The organism is Cryobacterium sp. Y57, assembly GCF_002929505.1.
Classification (GTDB): Bacteria; Actinomycetota; Actinomycetes; order Actinomycetales; family Microbacteriaceae; genus Cryobacterium.
Map to the genome: position 1 here is coordinate 1 of NZ_PJJL01000071.1, position 15,612 is coordinate 15,612.

The 15,612-nt window shown below is 61.3% G+C and carries 13 protein-coding genes and 1 pseudogene; 7 read left to right on the forward strand and 7 right to left on the reverse strand.

Annotated elements, in window-relative coordinates; translation table 11 throughout:
- Positions 1–705, reverse strand: a 705-nt coding sequence (locus CXY72_RS14150) for an ABC transporter ATP-binding protein (protein WP_104128573.1), incomplete at its 3' end; no start/stop codon positions are given.
- A 663-nt stretch (positions 706–1,368) separates the two neighbouring features.
- On the opposite strand from CXY72_RS14150, the gene CXY72_RS14160 reads away from it, so the two are divergent.
- The 3 genes from CXY72_RS14160 (at position 1,369) to CXY72_RS14175 (ending at position 6,195) form a co-directional block, all read left to right on the forward strand.
- Complete coding sequence (locus CXY72_RS14160; RefSeq protein ID WP_104128331.1) at positions 1,369–3,375, forward strand: fructose-specific PTS transporter subunit EIIC; 2,007 nt, start codon at positions 1,369–1,371, stop codon at positions 3,373–3,375.
- A gap of 468 nt (positions 3,376–3,843) precedes the next feature.
- On the forward strand, positions 3,844–4,188 hold the full coding sequence (locus CXY72_RS14165) for a hypothetical protein (protein ID WP_146071192.1): 345 nt from the start codon (positions 3,844–3,846) through the stop codon (positions 4,186–4,188).
- A gap of 1,140 nt (positions 4,189–5,328) precedes the next feature.
- Entirely contained in the window at positions 5,329–6,195 is an 867-nt protein-coding gene (locus tag CXY72_RS14175) for a DNA/RNA non-specific endonuclease (RefSeq protein WP_104128334.1), read from the forward strand.
- A 25-nt stretch (positions 6,196–6,220) separates the two neighbouring features.
- Here the strand turns inward: CXY72_RS14175 and CXY72_RS14180 are convergent.
- Positions 6,221–6,433, reverse strand: a pseudogene (locus CXY72_RS14180) (helix-turn-helix domain-containing protein); the annotation flags it as partial.
- Between the two features lie 137 nt (positions 6,434–6,570).
- On the opposite strand from CXY72_RS14180, the gene CXY72_RS14185 reads away from it, so the two are divergent.
- On the forward strand, positions 6,571–7,875 hold the full coding sequence (locus tag CXY72_RS14185; protein WP_146071193.1) for a cell wall metabolism sensor histidine kinase WalK: 1,305 nt from the start codon (positions 6,571–6,573) through the stop codon (positions 7,873–7,875).
- Between the two features lie 320 nt (positions 7,876–8,195).
- Here CXY72_RS14185 and CXY72_RS14195 read toward each other — a convergent pair whose 3' ends face one another.
- Positions 8,196–8,786 (reverse strand): recombinase family protein, encoded by a 591-nt coding sequence (locus CXY72_RS14195; RefSeq protein WP_104128337.1) that lies wholly within the window; start codon positions 8,784–8,786, stop codon positions 8,196–8,198.
- Between the two features lie 422 nt (positions 8,787–9,208).
- Between CXY72_RS14195 and CXY72_RS14200 the strand changes: the two genes are divergently transcribed.
- Entirely contained in the window at positions 9,209–10,066 is an 858-nt protein-coding gene (locus CXY72_RS14200) for a chromosome condensation regulator (protein ID WP_104128338.1), read from the forward strand.
- Between the two features lie 114 nt (positions 10,067–10,180).
- On the opposite strand, the gene CXY72_RS14205 is transcribed toward CXY72_RS14200, so the two are convergent.
- The 3 genes from CXY72_RS14205 to CXY72_RS14215 all read right to left on the reverse strand — a co-directional run bounded on the left by CXY72_RS14205 (position 10,181) and on the right by CXY72_RS14215 (position 12,623).
- A complete protein-coding gene (locus CXY72_RS14205; RefSeq protein WP_233197852.1) occupies positions 10,181–10,810 on the reverse strand; it encodes a class I SAM-dependent methyltransferase in 630 nt (209 codons plus the stop codon).
- A gap of 190 nt (positions 10,811–11,000) precedes the next feature.
- Positions 11,001–11,432: a GNAT family N-acetyltransferase gene (locus CXY72_RS14210; RefSeq protein WP_370446265.1), complete on the reverse strand. Its 432-nt coding sequence runs from the start codon at positions 11,430–11,432 to the stop codon at positions 11,001–11,003.
- Positions 11,433–11,651: 219 nt separating this feature from the next.
- Positions 11,652–12,623, reverse strand: a complete 972-nt coding sequence (locus CXY72_RS14215; RefSeq protein WP_104128339.1) for a CPBP family intramembrane glutamic endopeptidase — start codon at positions 12,621–12,623, stop codon at positions 11,652–11,654.
- A 132-nt stretch (positions 12,624–12,755) separates the two neighbouring features.
- On the opposite strand from CXY72_RS14215, the gene CXY72_RS14220 reads away from it, so the two are divergent.
- Positions 12,756–14,051 carry a sensor histidine kinase gene (locus CXY72_RS14220; RefSeq protein ID WP_104128340.1) on the forward strand — a complete coding sequence of 432 codons (1,296 nt, stop codon included), beginning with the start codon at positions 12,756–12,758 and terminating at the stop codon, positions 14,049–14,051.
- A complete protein-coding gene (locus CXY72_RS14225; RefSeq protein WP_104128576.1) occupies positions 14,048–14,722 on the forward strand; it encodes a response regulator transcription factor in 675 nt (224 codons plus the stop codon). The genes CXY72_RS14220 and CXY72_RS14225 overlap by 4 nt, the downstream gene beginning before the upstream one ends.
- A 436-nt stretch (positions 14,723–15,158) precedes the next feature.
- Here CXY72_RS14225 and CXY72_RS14230 read toward each other — a convergent pair whose 3' ends face one another.
- Complete coding sequence (locus CXY72_RS14230; RefSeq protein ID WP_104128341.1) at positions 15,159–15,521, reverse strand: MerR family transcriptional regulator; 363 nt, start codon at positions 15,519–15,521, stop codon at positions 15,159–15,161.
- Positions 15,522–15,612: the final 91 nt, after the last annotated feature.

Here is a 15,612-nt window from a genome sequence, read left to right on the forward strand (position 1 = left end):
GAGACTGATGTCGTAATACGGTGACTCCGGTATTTCACCGGAGTAACCGATGCGGATCATGGTCCCGCCGTACTGATTCTGAACCTCGGGAATTGTCCCATACGCTTCCGCACGGCCGCCTTTGAGTAGGATCACCCGGTCGCACAACCGCTCCACTTCTTCCATCTGATGCGTCACCATCAACACCGTGGCGCCCGCCCGTTTCTGTTCCTCAATGATGTCCATCAGCAGGCGCCGGTTCACCGGGTCGAACCCCTTCGTCGGCTCATCCAAGATGAGCAGCTCCGGGTCGTTCATGATCGTGACACCGAGCTGGACCTTCTGCTGCTGACCGCCCGAGAGCTTGTCGATACGAGCCTTCGCCTTATCCCCCAAACCCACCCGCGCAAGATAGTTCAAAGACCACGACACCGCAGCCTTCTTACTCAAGCCTTTGAGCTGACCCAAGTACGTCATCACAGTCAGGACGGATTCCTTCTTATACAGTCCCCGCTCCTCCGGAAGATAGCCCAGACGGCTGCCCGCCTCCGGCGTGAACGGACGCCCCTCAATATGGAGGACCCCCGCGGTCGGCAGATAAATCCCCAGCAACGCCCGAAGCGTGGTGGTCTTACCCGAACCGTTAGAACCGAGGAAACCAAACGTCTCCCCCCGTCTCACATCGAAAGAGAGATCCTCGACGACCGTGATGCCGGCAAAATCCATCCGAAAATGCTCAATATGAACAAGCGGCTCCCCACAAGAAATCACGGGCGCTGCCGGAACGATCTCCATCACAACGCCACCGCCAACGCGGGCGTGTGCTCTTGTTGACGGGGTTTTGCTTTCAGGCTCAGCCCTAGCAAACAGTGAACTCCACCCCGCCAAACAGCAGTGACGACAGCCCTGGACATACTCGTGAAACGCAAATTTCCCCCATGTGCTTGTCCCCATCCTTGCCCATCAGGGCGACAACGCTCAAACCGAGTGCGCCGGCCGGACCATCAATCCAACGTTTCGCTGTCTACCTCCCCCGGCTTCGTCTTCGTCTTCGTCTTCGATACCGTTGCGTCGATCCGCTGGAAGTGCACGCAGCTACTCCTGCGCTGCTCGGCCGCGCCCTGCATAAACGTTCCCTGAAATGGCAGCAGGAATACACGGGCTGAATTCGAGAGCTGGCTGGTCAACGATGCGGATGTCCGCGCTGGTGGCTACCAGCATCCGGCGTAGGCGTGACGCTGTGGTTGTAAGGTGCCGTGTCGCTCTCCCGGATTGCGGCGGGCGCGCTCGCGCCCGGGTGCTCTGGCCGGAGCCACATAGACGTATAAAATTGGCTCAGGCCGTGAGCAGAAATTCCGGCCGGTCTAGCCCCGGAAGGACTCAACAGTTATGCCCAAACCTTTCGCCGATGCGAAGTTGACTTCACCGAGATTGTTGATCCTGGGAATCACGGCGTGTCCCACCGGCATCGCGCACACTTATATGGCCGCAGAGAAGCTCGAGAGCGCGGCAACAGAGCTCGGCTATGAGATAAAGATCGAGACGCACGGCTCCATTGGCGTTGAAGGAACCTTCAGCCAGGACGACATTGATCGTGCGGACGCCATCGTGATCGCGGCCGACACCCAGATCGATCGCGCGCGCTTTGCGGGCAAGCGGATCGTCTCTGCCAAGGTTGCCGACGGCATACACCACCCTGCCGAACTCATTCGGGACGCCCTCGCCACCCCGCCGTCCGCAGCTGGCGACGACCGGGACACGACAGTCTCGAGTGCAAGCAAGACCGACTTCGGGGGTACGTTATACCGCGCTTTGATGAACGGCGTGTCTTACATGATCCCGTTCGTCGTGGTCGGCGGGCTCCTAATCGCCATTTCGCTTTCCTTCGGCGGCGAGGCGACCCCGAATGGGCTCGTCATTCCCGAGGGCAGTTTTTGGCTGACGCTCAACCAGATCGGCGGGCTCGGTTTCACGCTAATGGTGCCGATTCTTTCCGGTTTCATCGCTTACGCCATCGCCGACCGGCCCGGACTCGCACCAGGAATGATCTGTGGCTGGATCGCCACGACCGGGGCCTTCTACAATTCCGAATCAGGCGCCGGCTTCATTGGCGGCATCGTCACCGGATTCCTGGTCGGCTTCGTCGCCCTCAGCATCAAGAAAATCCCCGTGCACCGCTTCATCAAACCGATCATGCCGATCCTCGTGATTCCTGTGCTCACCACCGTGATCGTCGGCGGCGCCTTCGTACTCGCCCTCGGCCAGCCCATCAGCTGGGTCTTCTCCACCATGACCACATTCCTCACCGGCCTCCAAGGAGGCAGCGTGGTCGTGCTCGGCCTGATCCTCGGCGCCATGATCGCCTTCGACATGGGCGGTCCCATCAACAAAACCGCGTTCCTCTTTGGTGGAGCATTGATCGCCGCGGGGAACTCAGCCCCGATGGGCATGGTCGCCGCCGCGATCGCCGTTCCCCCGCTCGGGATGGGCTTGGCCACGCTGATCCGCGGTCGCTACTTTTCTAAACCCGAGCGTGAAGCCGGCATCGCCGCACTGTTCCTAGGGTTCTTCGGCATCACCGAGGGCGCGATTCCGCTCGCTGCAGCCAAACCGCTGCAGGTCATCCCGGCGAACATGATCGGTGGCGCCGTGGCCGGAGGCATTGCCGCCCTGTTCGGGGTCACCACCTCCGTACCGCACGGTGGCCCAATCGTCGCCGTCTTTGGCGCCGTCTCCGGGGTGCCGATGTATTTCACTGCCCTGCTCGCTGGTGCCATCGTCACCGCCCTCGTATCGGTACTGCTGCTCGGCATATCCCTGCGCGCGACGGCCCGCCATACACCAGCAGACGTCGATGCTCCCGGTCCAGTAGTGCGCGAATCCGTCTCGGCACCTATTCCCCCAGCGAAGAAGACCGTACTCGACTACATCGACGAACGCACGATCGTGCTCGACGCCGCCGAGACCGACCGGGACGCGATGATCCGCGCCCTGACCGGCCTGATGCACACGACCGGCCGCGTCACCGATGAGGCCCTAGTAATCCAAGCCGCTCTCACCCGCGAAACGCATGGCACAACGGGCATCGGCGACGGCATCGCGATCCCACATGCCAAGTCGAACGGAGTGACCGCCCCAGTGCTTGCCTTCGCCCGCAGCAAAGACGGCATCGACTGGAACTCAGCCGATGGCTCCACAGCCACGTTGATCTTCATGATCGCCGTTCCGGAGGCAGCAGCCGGAACCGAGCACCTCAAAGTACTCGCCCAACTATCCCGCGCCCTAATGAAGCCCGCCTTCCGAGCCGCGATCACGTCCGCAACTACCCCAGCAGACGTGCTCGAAGCCCTCGCCGTTCAAGTCGGCACAAAGAAGACCGAACCCGCCACGCATTAATGGTTCGGACACAGCGCCCACGACGCCAACGCACGCCAAACACGGCCGCACTCACCACCTACAGAAACTGACTCATAAAGGTTGACATCTTCCGTCGACCCGAACAACCGCTCGGGTACACAATCGCAGAAACCAACTATTAAACCAGTGTGTCTTGGAATGCACGACCATCGTTGCTGCCATGACCTCGAGCGTACCGCTCGTGCTCTCCACCGGCCCAAAACCGGACGACCACCACGTCACGTTTCTCGTCGCGCAAGTAGCACCAAGATCATCGACCGTTGAGATCAGCGAATCTACACCCGTCCTCGCAGGTCGCTCGGCGAAGGAAATAGTCCCTGTTACTTTCACCGCTTAAAATTGCCCTCCTCAGATTTCAAGTAGCCAACGCATCAACGGTCGGGGGATCGACCATGAAATCCAATTAGGGGATTCTCTTGCGAAAAAGCCTATTCGCCGCGTGCAGTATTGCAGCGCCTCTACCTTGTTGTCTTCGGCGGCGCTGAAGAAAAACGATCAGTAGCAACCTTTGTCAAAGATTTAGAAACCCTAGCAATGCGCTCCCTTTTTGCGCCAACGTTCAGGGTAATTGGCAAGACTATGCCAGTGATTAGATTACAACACAAGATTCGCTGGATCGCTTATGTCCTGGTGGGAATGCTGGTGGTGCGAGCCTTCTTCGCATTCTTTAGTGGCAAAATCGGCGAAGGCGTGGGAATCATTATCGCTGCAGCGGTGATATTCGGTTGCCAGCGGTTGCTCGAACGCGATGCACGTAATGTTCCGTCGGGCGGGCGCGACACTATTAGCTAAACGTCCTCATCGTCACCAGTGCTGCAGCTCCGTCTGGGGCGCCCGTCAGTGGAACATGTGCACCGTCGCTGGCTTCCTTCAAGGCAGAAGATTGCGACGCTGCCGCTCCGCCCAATCTGTCACGGACTAATTCCGGCCCCAACGCGCGGGCACACATGCATCACCGCATATGCACTGCCGATCTTGCGGCCACCTTGCTCCAACGCTGAAATCCAGACGCTCCACCGCTAGCCTCCAGGATTGAATCTGTCGGCTTTGACCTCACCGAGAACGGTGAAGCTCCGCACAGCTATGACCACGATTCCGACTATGACCCACACCACCAAGACACTAAAGAAGACGATAAACGCTGGAAAGAAAATCCTAGAGATCCCGGCCAGAATTGAAAGGATTAACGAGCGGCTGGCGAATCGCTTCAACAGAGGAAGTAGGGCATGGTGAAAGTCTCGCCAAGGTCCTTTCCCTACCTGACTTTCATCGGCAGGGAAGCTGTCGAATGTCCTGCCAAATACCAACGTGAGGATCTCGCAAGAAAGCGGTGGGATCGAGGATTTTCGCTGTCATGACGGTTTCATGCGCGGAAGACGGTCAGCAGAACAGACTGTGCACCCATCGAATTCAGCTTCAAACTCACCAGCTTCGAACGTCGTGGAACTGATGTTGGTGCCTGTGGCTGTGGCTGTGGCTGTGGCTGTGGCTGTGGCTGTGAGCATTGCGGTCGATTCCCTGCTGGTCAGCGTCTCCACCTCACCCCGTCTCACTTTGCAATACGTCGTGCCATCACACCCGTCGTCGACGCTGTCGCCTAGCCACAGACCGTGAATAACCCGCCCTGTGCAATCCACCGGATCCTCGAGGACGGCGGGTAGCTGACCGTACCGATTCACGCTGACGAGAACGTTCACCGGCGATTTCCCAAGTCGGCGTCGTAATGTCACGATCACTTTATTCATACAGCTCCTTGAGCCGCCCATGTCTTTTATCAACGCTAGGCAGTCCCTAAGGAACGGTCATATCCCCCGTTCGGCCACTCGTTTTCCTAACCAATACACAACATCAGCGAACGGGAATCTTCCTCATCAACGCCGGCATATAAATCCGAAAGCTCTAACTGCCGGTTCTGGCTGGTTGACTATCACCATGAAGGCCGCACTACTTTATCCCGCTGGATACAACGCCAATTTCCTTGAAGTTCCTCTGCCGCTCCCGGCCCCTCCCACGGGGACCTTGATTCGTGAACTGCTCTACACACATTTCACCGTGCTCCTAGGCCCCACGCGGCGCCTGGCGATCGCGACCGGCGTCAACATCGACGGGGATCACCTCGTTACCGTTGACCGCGGCGAAGACTGGCACCTCGACTCGCGTATCCCGATCTACGAACAGGCCGGGGAGGCTCTCTATGCCAGAAACGATCTCGACCGCGGACATCTCGTCCGGCGCCTGGACCCGGTCTGGGGCGATACAACGACAGCCCGGCGAGCGAATTACGATACCTTCGCCTACACCAACGCCGCACCCCAAGCCGCGGCATTCAACCAGTCGAAACAACTCTGGCTCGGCCTCGAGGACCACGTCCTTACCTACGCACGCACCAACGGTAACCGCATCAGCGTCTTCACCGCCCCCGTACTCTCAGCCGAAGATCCGATATATCGCGGGGTGAAGATCCCGCAAGCATTCTGGAAGATCACAGCATGGACCACGACCCTGCACGGCTCCATCGTTCTGCATGCTGCCGGGTTCGTCCTCGACCAAAGCCCGCAATTAGAGGACATCGACCTTGACACGGTCCGCGCTTCAGCCCGCATGTACGGCACTCCCCCGCCGCTGGGACCATACCGCACCTACCAAGTACCCATCAGGGACATCCTCGACCTCACCGGGCTCAACCTGACCGCCCTATCCGAAGCAGACGTCTACGCCCCGGCCCCAACGATCCAGGAAGACACCGATCATCGCACGCGCTGGGTTGAACTGAACGACACCGCAGGCATCCACCTCTAACCACACCGGATCCTCTACAGCCAGCTCAGTCCCCAGCGCGAAGGTAGACATAGACGGTTTCACGGCTGACCCCAAACTCTCGAGCAAGCACAGACTTCGGAACGCCCGCAGCAGCCTCCTCACGCAGCTCGGCTGCGCGGGTCGCGTCCAGTGACGGAGTACGACCACGGTACAAGCCACGATTCTTCGCCAGGGCAATGCCCTCCCGTTGACGCTCACGAATCAAAGACCGCCAAAAGTCACACAGAATGCCAAATCAGAATCAGGAGTCACGGCAGATTTCGGCCCGGCAACGACAGGATCAACCCAGTTTTTCACTCCCCCCATAGTGGGCATTGCCCGGGTAATGGCCGCGTGGAACCTTAGTCTGAGTCAGTGGGGACAAATCAGGCACGCCGCGACACGGGTCGGGCCCTGCTGGAGTTTCAAGGCGTCATGTTCGGCGCCCTGGTGGTCGTCGGCTCGGCGGTACTGCTCAGCCAACCGGCTGCCCTTGACCCGCTTCTCTACGCCGCTGGCGCCGGCATCATCACCGTGATCACTGTGATCACCCTGATCTGGCACAACCGGCCAGGCCTGCAACGCTTTGCGGTGCTGCTTCCGCTTCTCGACCTGCTCGGTATTCGGTTCACCGCGCACGCGGAAGGTGCAACGCTCTCGGGCGGCGCCCTGCTGCTGATTCTGCCCATGATCTGGATCGCATACTCGTTTGGCATGCGAGGCGTACTGGCTAGCGTCGCCCTTCTCGTCGCCCTTCTCCTGGTCACAAGCCCGGTCGGACTCTTGCAGGCCTACGGCGGAGACATGGAACCGGGCAATTTCACCCGCATCGTGGCTTACCCGCTGACGCTGCTGATTTTGGCGGGGGCTGCAGGCGTGTCGGGCGCGCGCATCCGTCGAAAAAAGGTGCAACTCGCAGCACAGACCGCCCTCACCGAGCAAGCGGTGCGCGCCCGCGACGACCTGATCGAAGCGGTCACGCACGAGCTGCGCACACCACTCACGTCGATTCTGGGCAATGCCGAGCTGGTGCTGCACACAAATGATGCCCAGACGGTTGGGCGGCGCGTCGGGATAATCGTGCGCAACGCCGAGCAGATGGACACGATACTCGCGGACCTGCTCCTCGGGCGGAGCACCGGCACTGCCCTACTGGGGCTGCACATCACGGCCACCGACGTGGGCGGGCTCATCGAGACGTGCGTCGCGGCACGTCGCACAGCAGCCGATGCGCGCAGCGTGTCGATCGACGTGATCGCCTCCGACACACTCTGGGCCGACGTCGACCCCAATCGCATTCGGCAAGTGTTCGATAACCTGCTGACCAATGCCATCAAATACAACCGGGTCGGTGGCACGGTGGTCGTGAGTGAAACCCGCACAGTCACCACGGCAACCTTCGCCGTAACTGACAGCGGATGCAGCATCGCTCCCACCGACTCTGCACGGGTATTCGAGCCGTACTATCGCACCGAATCGGCGCGGCTCTCATCGCAAGACGGCTCGGGGCTAGGCCTGGGCATCAGCCGTGACATTGCACGGCGCCACGGCGGCGACCTGCGCCTAGTCGAGTCATCGACGCGCGGCAGCAGGTTCGAATTGACCCTACCGCTCGCACTTTCTGATCACGAGGACGTGGTGGCGCAGCCTGGTCACGAAAGTGAGCAAATTGTTGCGTGAGCACCCGTGAAACAACATTGTTCTTGCTTTCACGTACTGGGACGGCTTGGCAGAGTTAGCGGACAAAGCAAACCGGGGGTAGCGTGAACGCTGATCCCATCGCGGTCGTTATCGAAGACGACGCTGATGTCGGCGAAGTGATCGAGGCGATCCTCATCCAGGCCGGCTTCAACGTGAAGCTCGCCAGCACAGGCCCTGAAGGCATCGAGTTCGCCCGAGTTCATGCCCCGCGTCCCGGGCGAGAGACGCAAGAGGTCCCGGATCCTCGACGTGAAGTCAAAGAACCCGCCACCGCTCGTTGCCGTCCACGGCGGACTACATCACTGGCCCTCGCGGGCGGTGAGGGCATGTTGATGGCGATACAGGGTCGCGCGGCTCCATCCGACCAGGCGGGCGGCATCGGCGGCCGTACGTCCACGCGCCCGGGCGGCGTTGACGATCCCAAGCTTGTCGGCGATCACTGCCGGGTCCACGGCGGGCCGGCCGAAGCGGGTGCCAGCAGTGCGTGCCGCGGCGATACCCGCATTGACGCGCTCGACGATGAGTTCGCGCTCATACTCCGCCAGCGTCGCGAGCATATTCAGCATCAGCCGACCGTTCGTCGTCGCGGGGTCGATCCCATCCGAGATCGAGCGGGCGAGCACACCACGCTCCCGCAGCAAGTTCACCGTGTTCAGGACATCGATGAGGGACCGGCCGAGCCGGTCCACCCGCCACACGACAATAGTGTCGCCGGACTCGGCGTAACCGAGAAGCTTCTTCATCCCCGGACGCTCAATGGCCGTCTTGCTCCCCGAGGTGATATCCGCAAACACGTCTCGTTTCTGCACCCCCGCGGCAACCAAAGCATCCAGCTGCAACTGCGCATCCTGACTCGCCGTACTCACCCGCGTGTAACCCAGCATCCTCATAAACTCATTCTGCCTCACAAAGCCCCTTCGAGGATAGTGAGACACCCTGAATGGCGAGACGACTTTCCGAGACAAAAGGTGAGCACGCGATTCCGCGCATTTCTGCACTTTTCCCACGGCTCAATTTCGGTGGGTCTCGTGTCTTGTAAACCTTTAGCTTTCAGAGACATCCTCCTCGAGCGCATGACGGCCCCCTCATCGGGCTTGATGTCGGGCGGGGCGAACGTGACATCCAGGAATGCTGACCGCAATGAAGGCCGCAACAGTACGGGAGAGTCCGCACCACGTCCCTCTTTCGGGTGCCGTGATCACGGCGATAATGATCGTTAGCGGTTCGGCACTCCAAATGTGCCCGTTCCTCTGAGGAACGCAACCGTCGAGGGGCTGATGGCCATCAGCGGAACTCCTGGGACAATTTACGGATGACCAAGCAATCCTTCCGCGCTCGCATCGCCGCAGGGCGGCGTCACTCTGTTGGCCTGACCGCGGAGGGGTTGGTGCTGACCGCGGGCATCCCGAAGGCGGAAGAGCGTTGCGTCGAGGGGTGGAGCGGCATCGTCGCTGTCGCAGTCGGGAACGTGCACACGGCGTCCAACACCGGGCGATCCCACACGGTGGGGTTGCGTGAGAATGGCACCGTCCTCGCGACCGGCTGGAACAACGACGGACAGTGCGATGTCGACGACTGGACGGACGTCATTTGTATGGCTGCTGGTTGGCGACGCACTCTCGCGCTCGTCGCAGACGGGACAGCTCGAGCGGCTGGTCGACGGAACAAAGGGGCGTGCGATGTTGATGAGTGGAACGACCTGGTCGCCGTTGCAGCGGGCGACTGGCACTCCGTCGGGCTCCGGAGAGACGGCACGGCCGTAGCTGTGGGAAACAACCGCAGGGGACAGTGCGAGGTGACCGGATGGCACGATCTGCATGCGGTGGCGGCGGGATGTCTGCATACCGTTGCCCTCACCAGGGACGGGCATGTGATCGCGACGGGAGACCGAACGTCCGGCGTCGAGGATGTCGCTGTGTGGCGCGATGTCGTAGCTGTGGCCGCGGGCAGTTATCACACGGTTGCCGTTGTGGCAGGGGGCCGGGTTCTCGCTGTCGGCGACAACAGTCGCGGGCAGTGTGATGTCGCCTCTTGGCGTGACGTTGTGGCGGTTGCGGCGGGTTCTGTGCACACGCTTGGGCTTCGCGCCGATGGGTCTGTGTTGGCCGCCGGCAACAACGATGACGGGCAGTGCGACACTGCGGGTTGGCACCTCGCCGCGACCGGCTGACGGGAAACCCATCCTGCTTCGAGCACAGTCCCGTTTGCCGTTCGGCTTATGACACAGGCTGTTTAGATTTAGACCAAGGAAGTTCCTTGGACGAATCGACGTCGGAGCTTGTGGTTAGCCCGGAACTTCTGAGGGCACTGAACCATCGATCCGATGGGCGATGATCGCGGCGTGGGACCGCGTGCCCGGATCGGTTCGGGTGTTCACCGCCTGAACGTGAAACCCTGCGGCCTCGAGCTGCGTGCTCATCTCACCGATAGGCCAGAAGTAGGCGGTCGTAACGGCGTGCGGAAACGGCTCGACGGCGTCACCCTCGAAGAAACCGAAAAGGAGGCTGCCTCCAAGAGTAATACAGCGGGCGAACTCGCGCAAAACCGCTGGCAAGTCATTCGGGGCAAGGTGGATAACGGAGTACCACGCAAGAATTGCAGCTGCGTATCCGTCTCGGACCCCGAGATTGCCCAATGACGCGACTCGGAACGGGACCGTCGGAAATCTCTTTCTCGCTTGCCCGATGAACGCTTGAACTTGATCGATACCCTCCGCATCGACACCATGTTTCTTGAGGAAATCGGTCCAATTTCCAGGACCGCACCCCGCGTCGATGACCGTGCCCCGCAGGTCGCGCGCCCACTGGGCGATAAGCCGCTGATCCGATTCGTGCGTGTTAGCCATCGATCCAAGCAGCGCCGTGTATTCCTCCGCCTGACCGGCGTATGCATCCCGAACCACATTGCCAGTCACGGGACCGAGTCTAGGAGAATCCCGGTAGACGTTGGTCAGCGACGCGAAGAAGCTCGGTCACTTCTTCCAAATCTCGGGGAGTCGTGGGGGTCAGCTGGAGCATGACTCCACGATTTCGGCCGAGGAGAGTGGGCGAATGTCCCGGCCCCCAAAAGGGACCTCGAGCTTCCAAGAGATAGTTCTATGACGGCTATACGCCGGGGTTGACGATGCGCTCCATCCATGTCTCGGGGATATTCAACGCGGTGAACCCTAAATTGGAATACAAGCCGTGTGCATCGTCGGTCGAGAGCGCGATGCGCCTCAGCCCCAGGGGCTCGCACTCCTCTAGAATTCCCGTGATGAGGGCCTTGCCAATGCCGTGACCGCGAACCGCGGGGTCCACGAAGACATCGCAAAGCCAGGCAAACGTAACGCCATCGGTGATGACACGCGCGTAGGCGACCTGCCTGTTGGAATCAGTGTCGTACACGCCAAAGTTGCGCGGGCCGTCAATCGCTGCGTCCTGCCGCGAGCGTGATCGCCCGGGTGCCCAATAGGACTGCTCGCTGATCCAGCGGTGTACCTGGTCACGGTCGATCTTGGCAACGTCCGATGAGAACCGATATTTTGGATTCATCATCCCATCTAATCGTGTTGGGACTGGCCGCGCCGAGCCTGGTCGCCGTGCACCGACCGCCGGTCCAATTGCACATGGAAGCTAGTGCGCGGCGCAAGCGTCCCGCACGGCGTTCCCAAGTGATAGAGCATCGGCACGCGTGGTCGCCCGGTGAATCGACGCCGATTCTGTCACGTTGGTCGTCCCGCTTGTGGGACCCGTAGTCAGTTCAGCGTCGCATTCCTATGCTGTGGCCCGTTCACACAGCTCAGTGAGAGGCGCTCTCCGCACTGGCGCTGTGCGTTGCACGTTCCCACTATCCGCCGCTCGCGTTACGATCACGCAGAAGAGCACCGAGGTGACGGTCGTGACCACGAGTCCGCTGATAGTGCTGTCAGTCGCGTTGGGGTCAGCCAGTCCGACGGCGCCGAGCGCGAGGATCACGCAGTTGTTCACGACGTGAAGGGCGATGGCCGCTTCGAGCCCGCCGGTGCGCCAGGTGATCCATCCCGCGATCACGGCGAACAACCCCACATCCAGCATTCCTAGCGGTCCGTAGTCGTGTCCCAGGACGAACAGCGGGACGGGCAGCAGGATGGCGAACGCCGGATGCCGTATCCACCCGCCGATCATCTGCATGAGGTATCCGCGGAACACGTACTCCTCGGCCGTCGCTTGCAGTGGCACAAGCAGCACGACCACAACCATCATCCAGCCGACGGTCGACGCGTCGATGCTCACCCGCGACTGCTCCCCCTGCAGCACCGACAAGCCAATGGACAGCGCCGTACCCACGGCGTACGAGACGGCCGCGAAGCCCAGGCAGCGGCCGAGCCATCCCCATCGCAGCTGCCCGGTAACCGACGAGAGTGATCCGGTCGGTCTGGCGCCCACAAGTCGCATCGCGAGCATCACGGCTGGCAGCATCAGCACGACCGAAAACAGCAGGAATGCGGCGGTGGTGGGGTCGCTCATGTCCGGCAGCTCACCACCGTCGGCGAACAACGACCCCAGCGGTCCCGCCTCGAGGTCCTCGTCACCGCTGGCGGGGCTGCTCACCACAGCGATAACACCGATGACGACAGAGAGCGCGAGCAAGAACACCACGTAGAGCCCCGCAGCGATAAGGCCAACCAGCATCGGCCGCCACCATCGATACCGCGGTGAGGTGCGGGCCATCCGGTGGAAGTGTGCAGCGTGTTCAGTGTTGGTCATGTGCCAACTCTCGCGAGTGCAGGAGCGGTGCACATCGGCTGCCAGAACATGTGTCACCAGTCTTAATGGTGAGCGCACGATCGTCCTTTCGACCGAGTGTACCGCCGGAACCCGCGACGTAGACTGAGTGCGATGTCAACTTCCGCCGCTGCACCCGCTGACACGCGGCGCATATGGAGGCAGATCTGGCGCATGCTCGTGGGCGCGCTCGTGGGGCTCCTCACCTTCTTCGGCGTGTACGCGATGCACATTCCCGACACCACAGCGTCGATCCAGGAAGACGGCATGTTCGGCCTGCGCCTAGTGCTGGATGTTTGCCTTGCCTTCGTCGCGTTCGCGCTCTACCCACTGCGGCATCGGGCACCCCTACTCGTCACCTCGCTCGTCGTGCTTGTGAGCACGATTTCGATGCTCTCGGCGGGCATAGTCATCCTCGCAGTAGTGTCGATTGCTACGCGGCGCCACCTGCTCGAGATCGCTATCACCTCCGTACTCTTCATCACCTCTGGCTTAGTCGGGAGCTCACTGTACCCCGTCGACGACGCCACCCCGTTGTGGCAGCTGGCGGTGGTGGCCGTGGTCAGTACGACGGTGCTCACGCTCATCGGCCTCTACATCGGTGGCCGCCGACAGCTCATCGCGAGCCTGCGCCGTCAGGCCGAACTCACGCAGAGTGAGCAGACGGCCCGTGAACAGACGGCGAAAGCCGATGAACGCAACCGCATCGCGCGCGAGATGCATGACGCCCTCGCCCACCGCCTCTCGCTCGTAGCCCTGCACGCCAGCGCGCTCAGCCACCGCACGGACCTCACTGCCGAGCAGACCGCCACCACGGCTGAAGTTGTGCGGGAGAACGCTCACCTCGCCCTCACTGAACTGCGCGAGGTACTGGGGGTCGTGCGCGATCATGGGCCTGTTCGCGAGACTGCCGCTGGGCGGGGTCTCGATCGAGACAGTGCGAGCCTTGCTGATGTGGCGCATGTCACCGTCGACGCGAATGTGCGCCCGCAGCCCACGCTCGCTCAACTAGATGATCTCGTGCAGTCGGCAATCAGCGCTGGTAATCCCGTGCAGGTCACTGTGTCACCCGACGTCACCGACCGTCTTGACATGCTTCCGGATGCAACGGGGCGCCACCTCTACCGCGTCGCCCAGGAGACGCTCACCAATGCCCGCAAGCACGCCACCGGACAACCCGTGACGCTGCAACTCACCGGACGACTCGGGCACCACCTCACCCTCACGATCGCGAACGCGTTGGTGCAGCATACAGATCGATCCTCGAACACCTCAGCCAACGCGGTGGATTCGGGTTTCGGGCTCGTCGGCCTCGCCGAACGCCTTCGGCTCGCGGGCGGTCATCTGGAGGTGATCCCAGACGACCGGGGTCGCTTCGTCGTGCATGCCCAGCTACCGTGGCCGCAATGACCGACACAGCCACTGGCACCCCCGCTCCACTGCGTCTTCTGCTCGTCGACGACGAATCACTCGTGCGAGCCGGTCTGCGGCTCATCATCGAAGGGCACCGCGGCCTCGAGGTCGTGGGCGAGGCAGCGGATGGCGCGGCAGCCCGCGCCGCGGTCGCGCAACTCGACCCGCATGTGGTGCTCATGGACATCCGTATGCCCACGATGGACGGCCTCACCGCCACCGGGCACCTACTGCGCGACCACCCCGACCTCGGCATCATCGTACTCACGACATTCGATACCGACGAACTCGTCCTCACGGCTCTGCGACTGGGTGCCCGTGGCTTCCTGCTTAAGGACACCCCACCAGACGATCTCATCACCGCCATCCATCGGGTCGCAGCGGGCCAAGTCATGCTCTCTCCGTCGGTGACCCGCCAGCTCGTTGCAGCGGTCGCCCAACAACCCGCACCTCACCGCACGGCCGACGCCCGCGCCCGCCTCCATCGGCTCTCCGATCGGGAACGTGAGATCGCCGATGCTGTGGCTGACGGACTCTCGAACGCCGAGATTGCTGCGAAGTTTTTCATCAGCCTCTCGACAGTGAAGACGCACACGGCGCGCGTCCTGCAGAAGCTGGATGCCGAGAACCGAACCCAGATCGCGATCTGCGTGCATGAGGCGCGGTAGCCAGATCATGCCCGCCCTCCCGCCTGCATCATTCCGAGATGACCTCTTAAATGCTCGTGCTTGAACGGCCGCCAGACAGGCATCATATGTACCCGTGAGGGGTTCCCTTTCGGGGCGGTATTCGAGGCAAGACCTTATGAAATTCGTCGGCCAGAGGAGGTGGCGGCCCTCCTTCCGCATGGTCGAGGCTGCGCCTCAAATCAAGCGTTGGTGTTGAGAATCTCATCGCCGGCGCGCATCTCCCACCTATATACCGGGCGCATTCACTGCGGAACAGCGATCCGGCTGTCTTTAGGCTGGGCCCTGATCGGGTATGCATTGAATCAAGAACCATAAGAAAAATCTAGGGTGATTCTGCGTCGTGTCAAAAGGGGAGATACCGCGGACTTGTCCTCGGGGAGAGCGACTTTTCGCTAGCGAGCGTGCTGCAGGCTCATCATCCGGGCACGGAGACGCCGGCGGCGATGACTTGTTCGATGGCATCGCGGGATTGCTTGAGGGCGTCGATGGAGGCGTCAATGCGAATCTGTTCGCGTTTGAGGTCATCAATGAGGTCGGTGCAGATTGGAGCCAGGCGTCCTGCTTGGTCTGTCAGGCAGGGCAGCACCGTTCGAATCGTCGCTGTGCTGAGCCCGGCATTAAGTAAGTGGCGGATACGGCGAACGAGTTCGACATCTTGATCGCTGTAGTCGCGGTATCCCGATGGATTGCGCAGCGGGTTGAGGAGGCCCTGTTCTTCGTAGTAACGAAGCAGCCTGGCCGGCACTCCAGAGTGTTCAACAACCGCGGAAATTCGCACGTGACCAGCAACTCCTATCGGCGAGCTTGCCTTCTCATTGATGTGAGAGTTGATGCTATCAAAGTGAACAATGAAAAATTCGTCCTTCGAA

What these genes read in the sequence shown, in the direction of transcription:
- CXY72_RS14220 (WP_104128340.1), top strand. Translation starts at nt 12,756, where the DNA reads ATGTCAACTTCCGCCGCTGCACCCGCTGACACGCGGCGCATATGGAGG.
- CXY72_RS14160 (WP_104128331.1), top strand. Translation starts at nt 1,369, where the DNA reads ATGCCCAAACCTTTCGCCGATGCGAAGTTGACTTCACCGAGATTGTTG.
- CXY72_RS14195 (WP_104128337.1), bottom strand. Translation starts at nt 8,786, where the DNA reads ATGAGGATGCTGGGTTACACGCGGGTGAGTACGGCGAGTCAGGATGCG.
- CXY72_RS14210 (WP_370446265.1), bottom strand. Translation starts at nt 11,432, where the DNA reads ATGATGAATCCAAAATATCGGTTCTCATCGGACGTTGCCAAGATCGAC.
- CXY72_RS14200 (WP_104128338.1), top strand. Translation starts at nt 9,209, where the DNA reads ATGACCAAGCAATCCTTCCGCGCTCGCATCGCCGCAGGGCGGCGTCAC.
- CXY72_RS14215 (WP_104128339.1), bottom strand. Translation starts at nt 12,623, where the DNA reads ATGACCAACACTGAACACGCTGCACACTTCCACCGGATGGCCCGCACC.
- CXY72_RS14225 (WP_104128576.1), top strand. Translation starts at nt 14,048, where the DNA reads ATGACCGACACAGCCACTGGCACCCCCGCTCCACTGCGTCTTCTGCTC.
- CXY72_RS14175 (WP_104128334.1), top strand. Translation starts at nt 5,329, where the DNA reads ATGAAGGCCGCACTACTTTATCCCGCTGGATACAACGCCAATTTCCTT.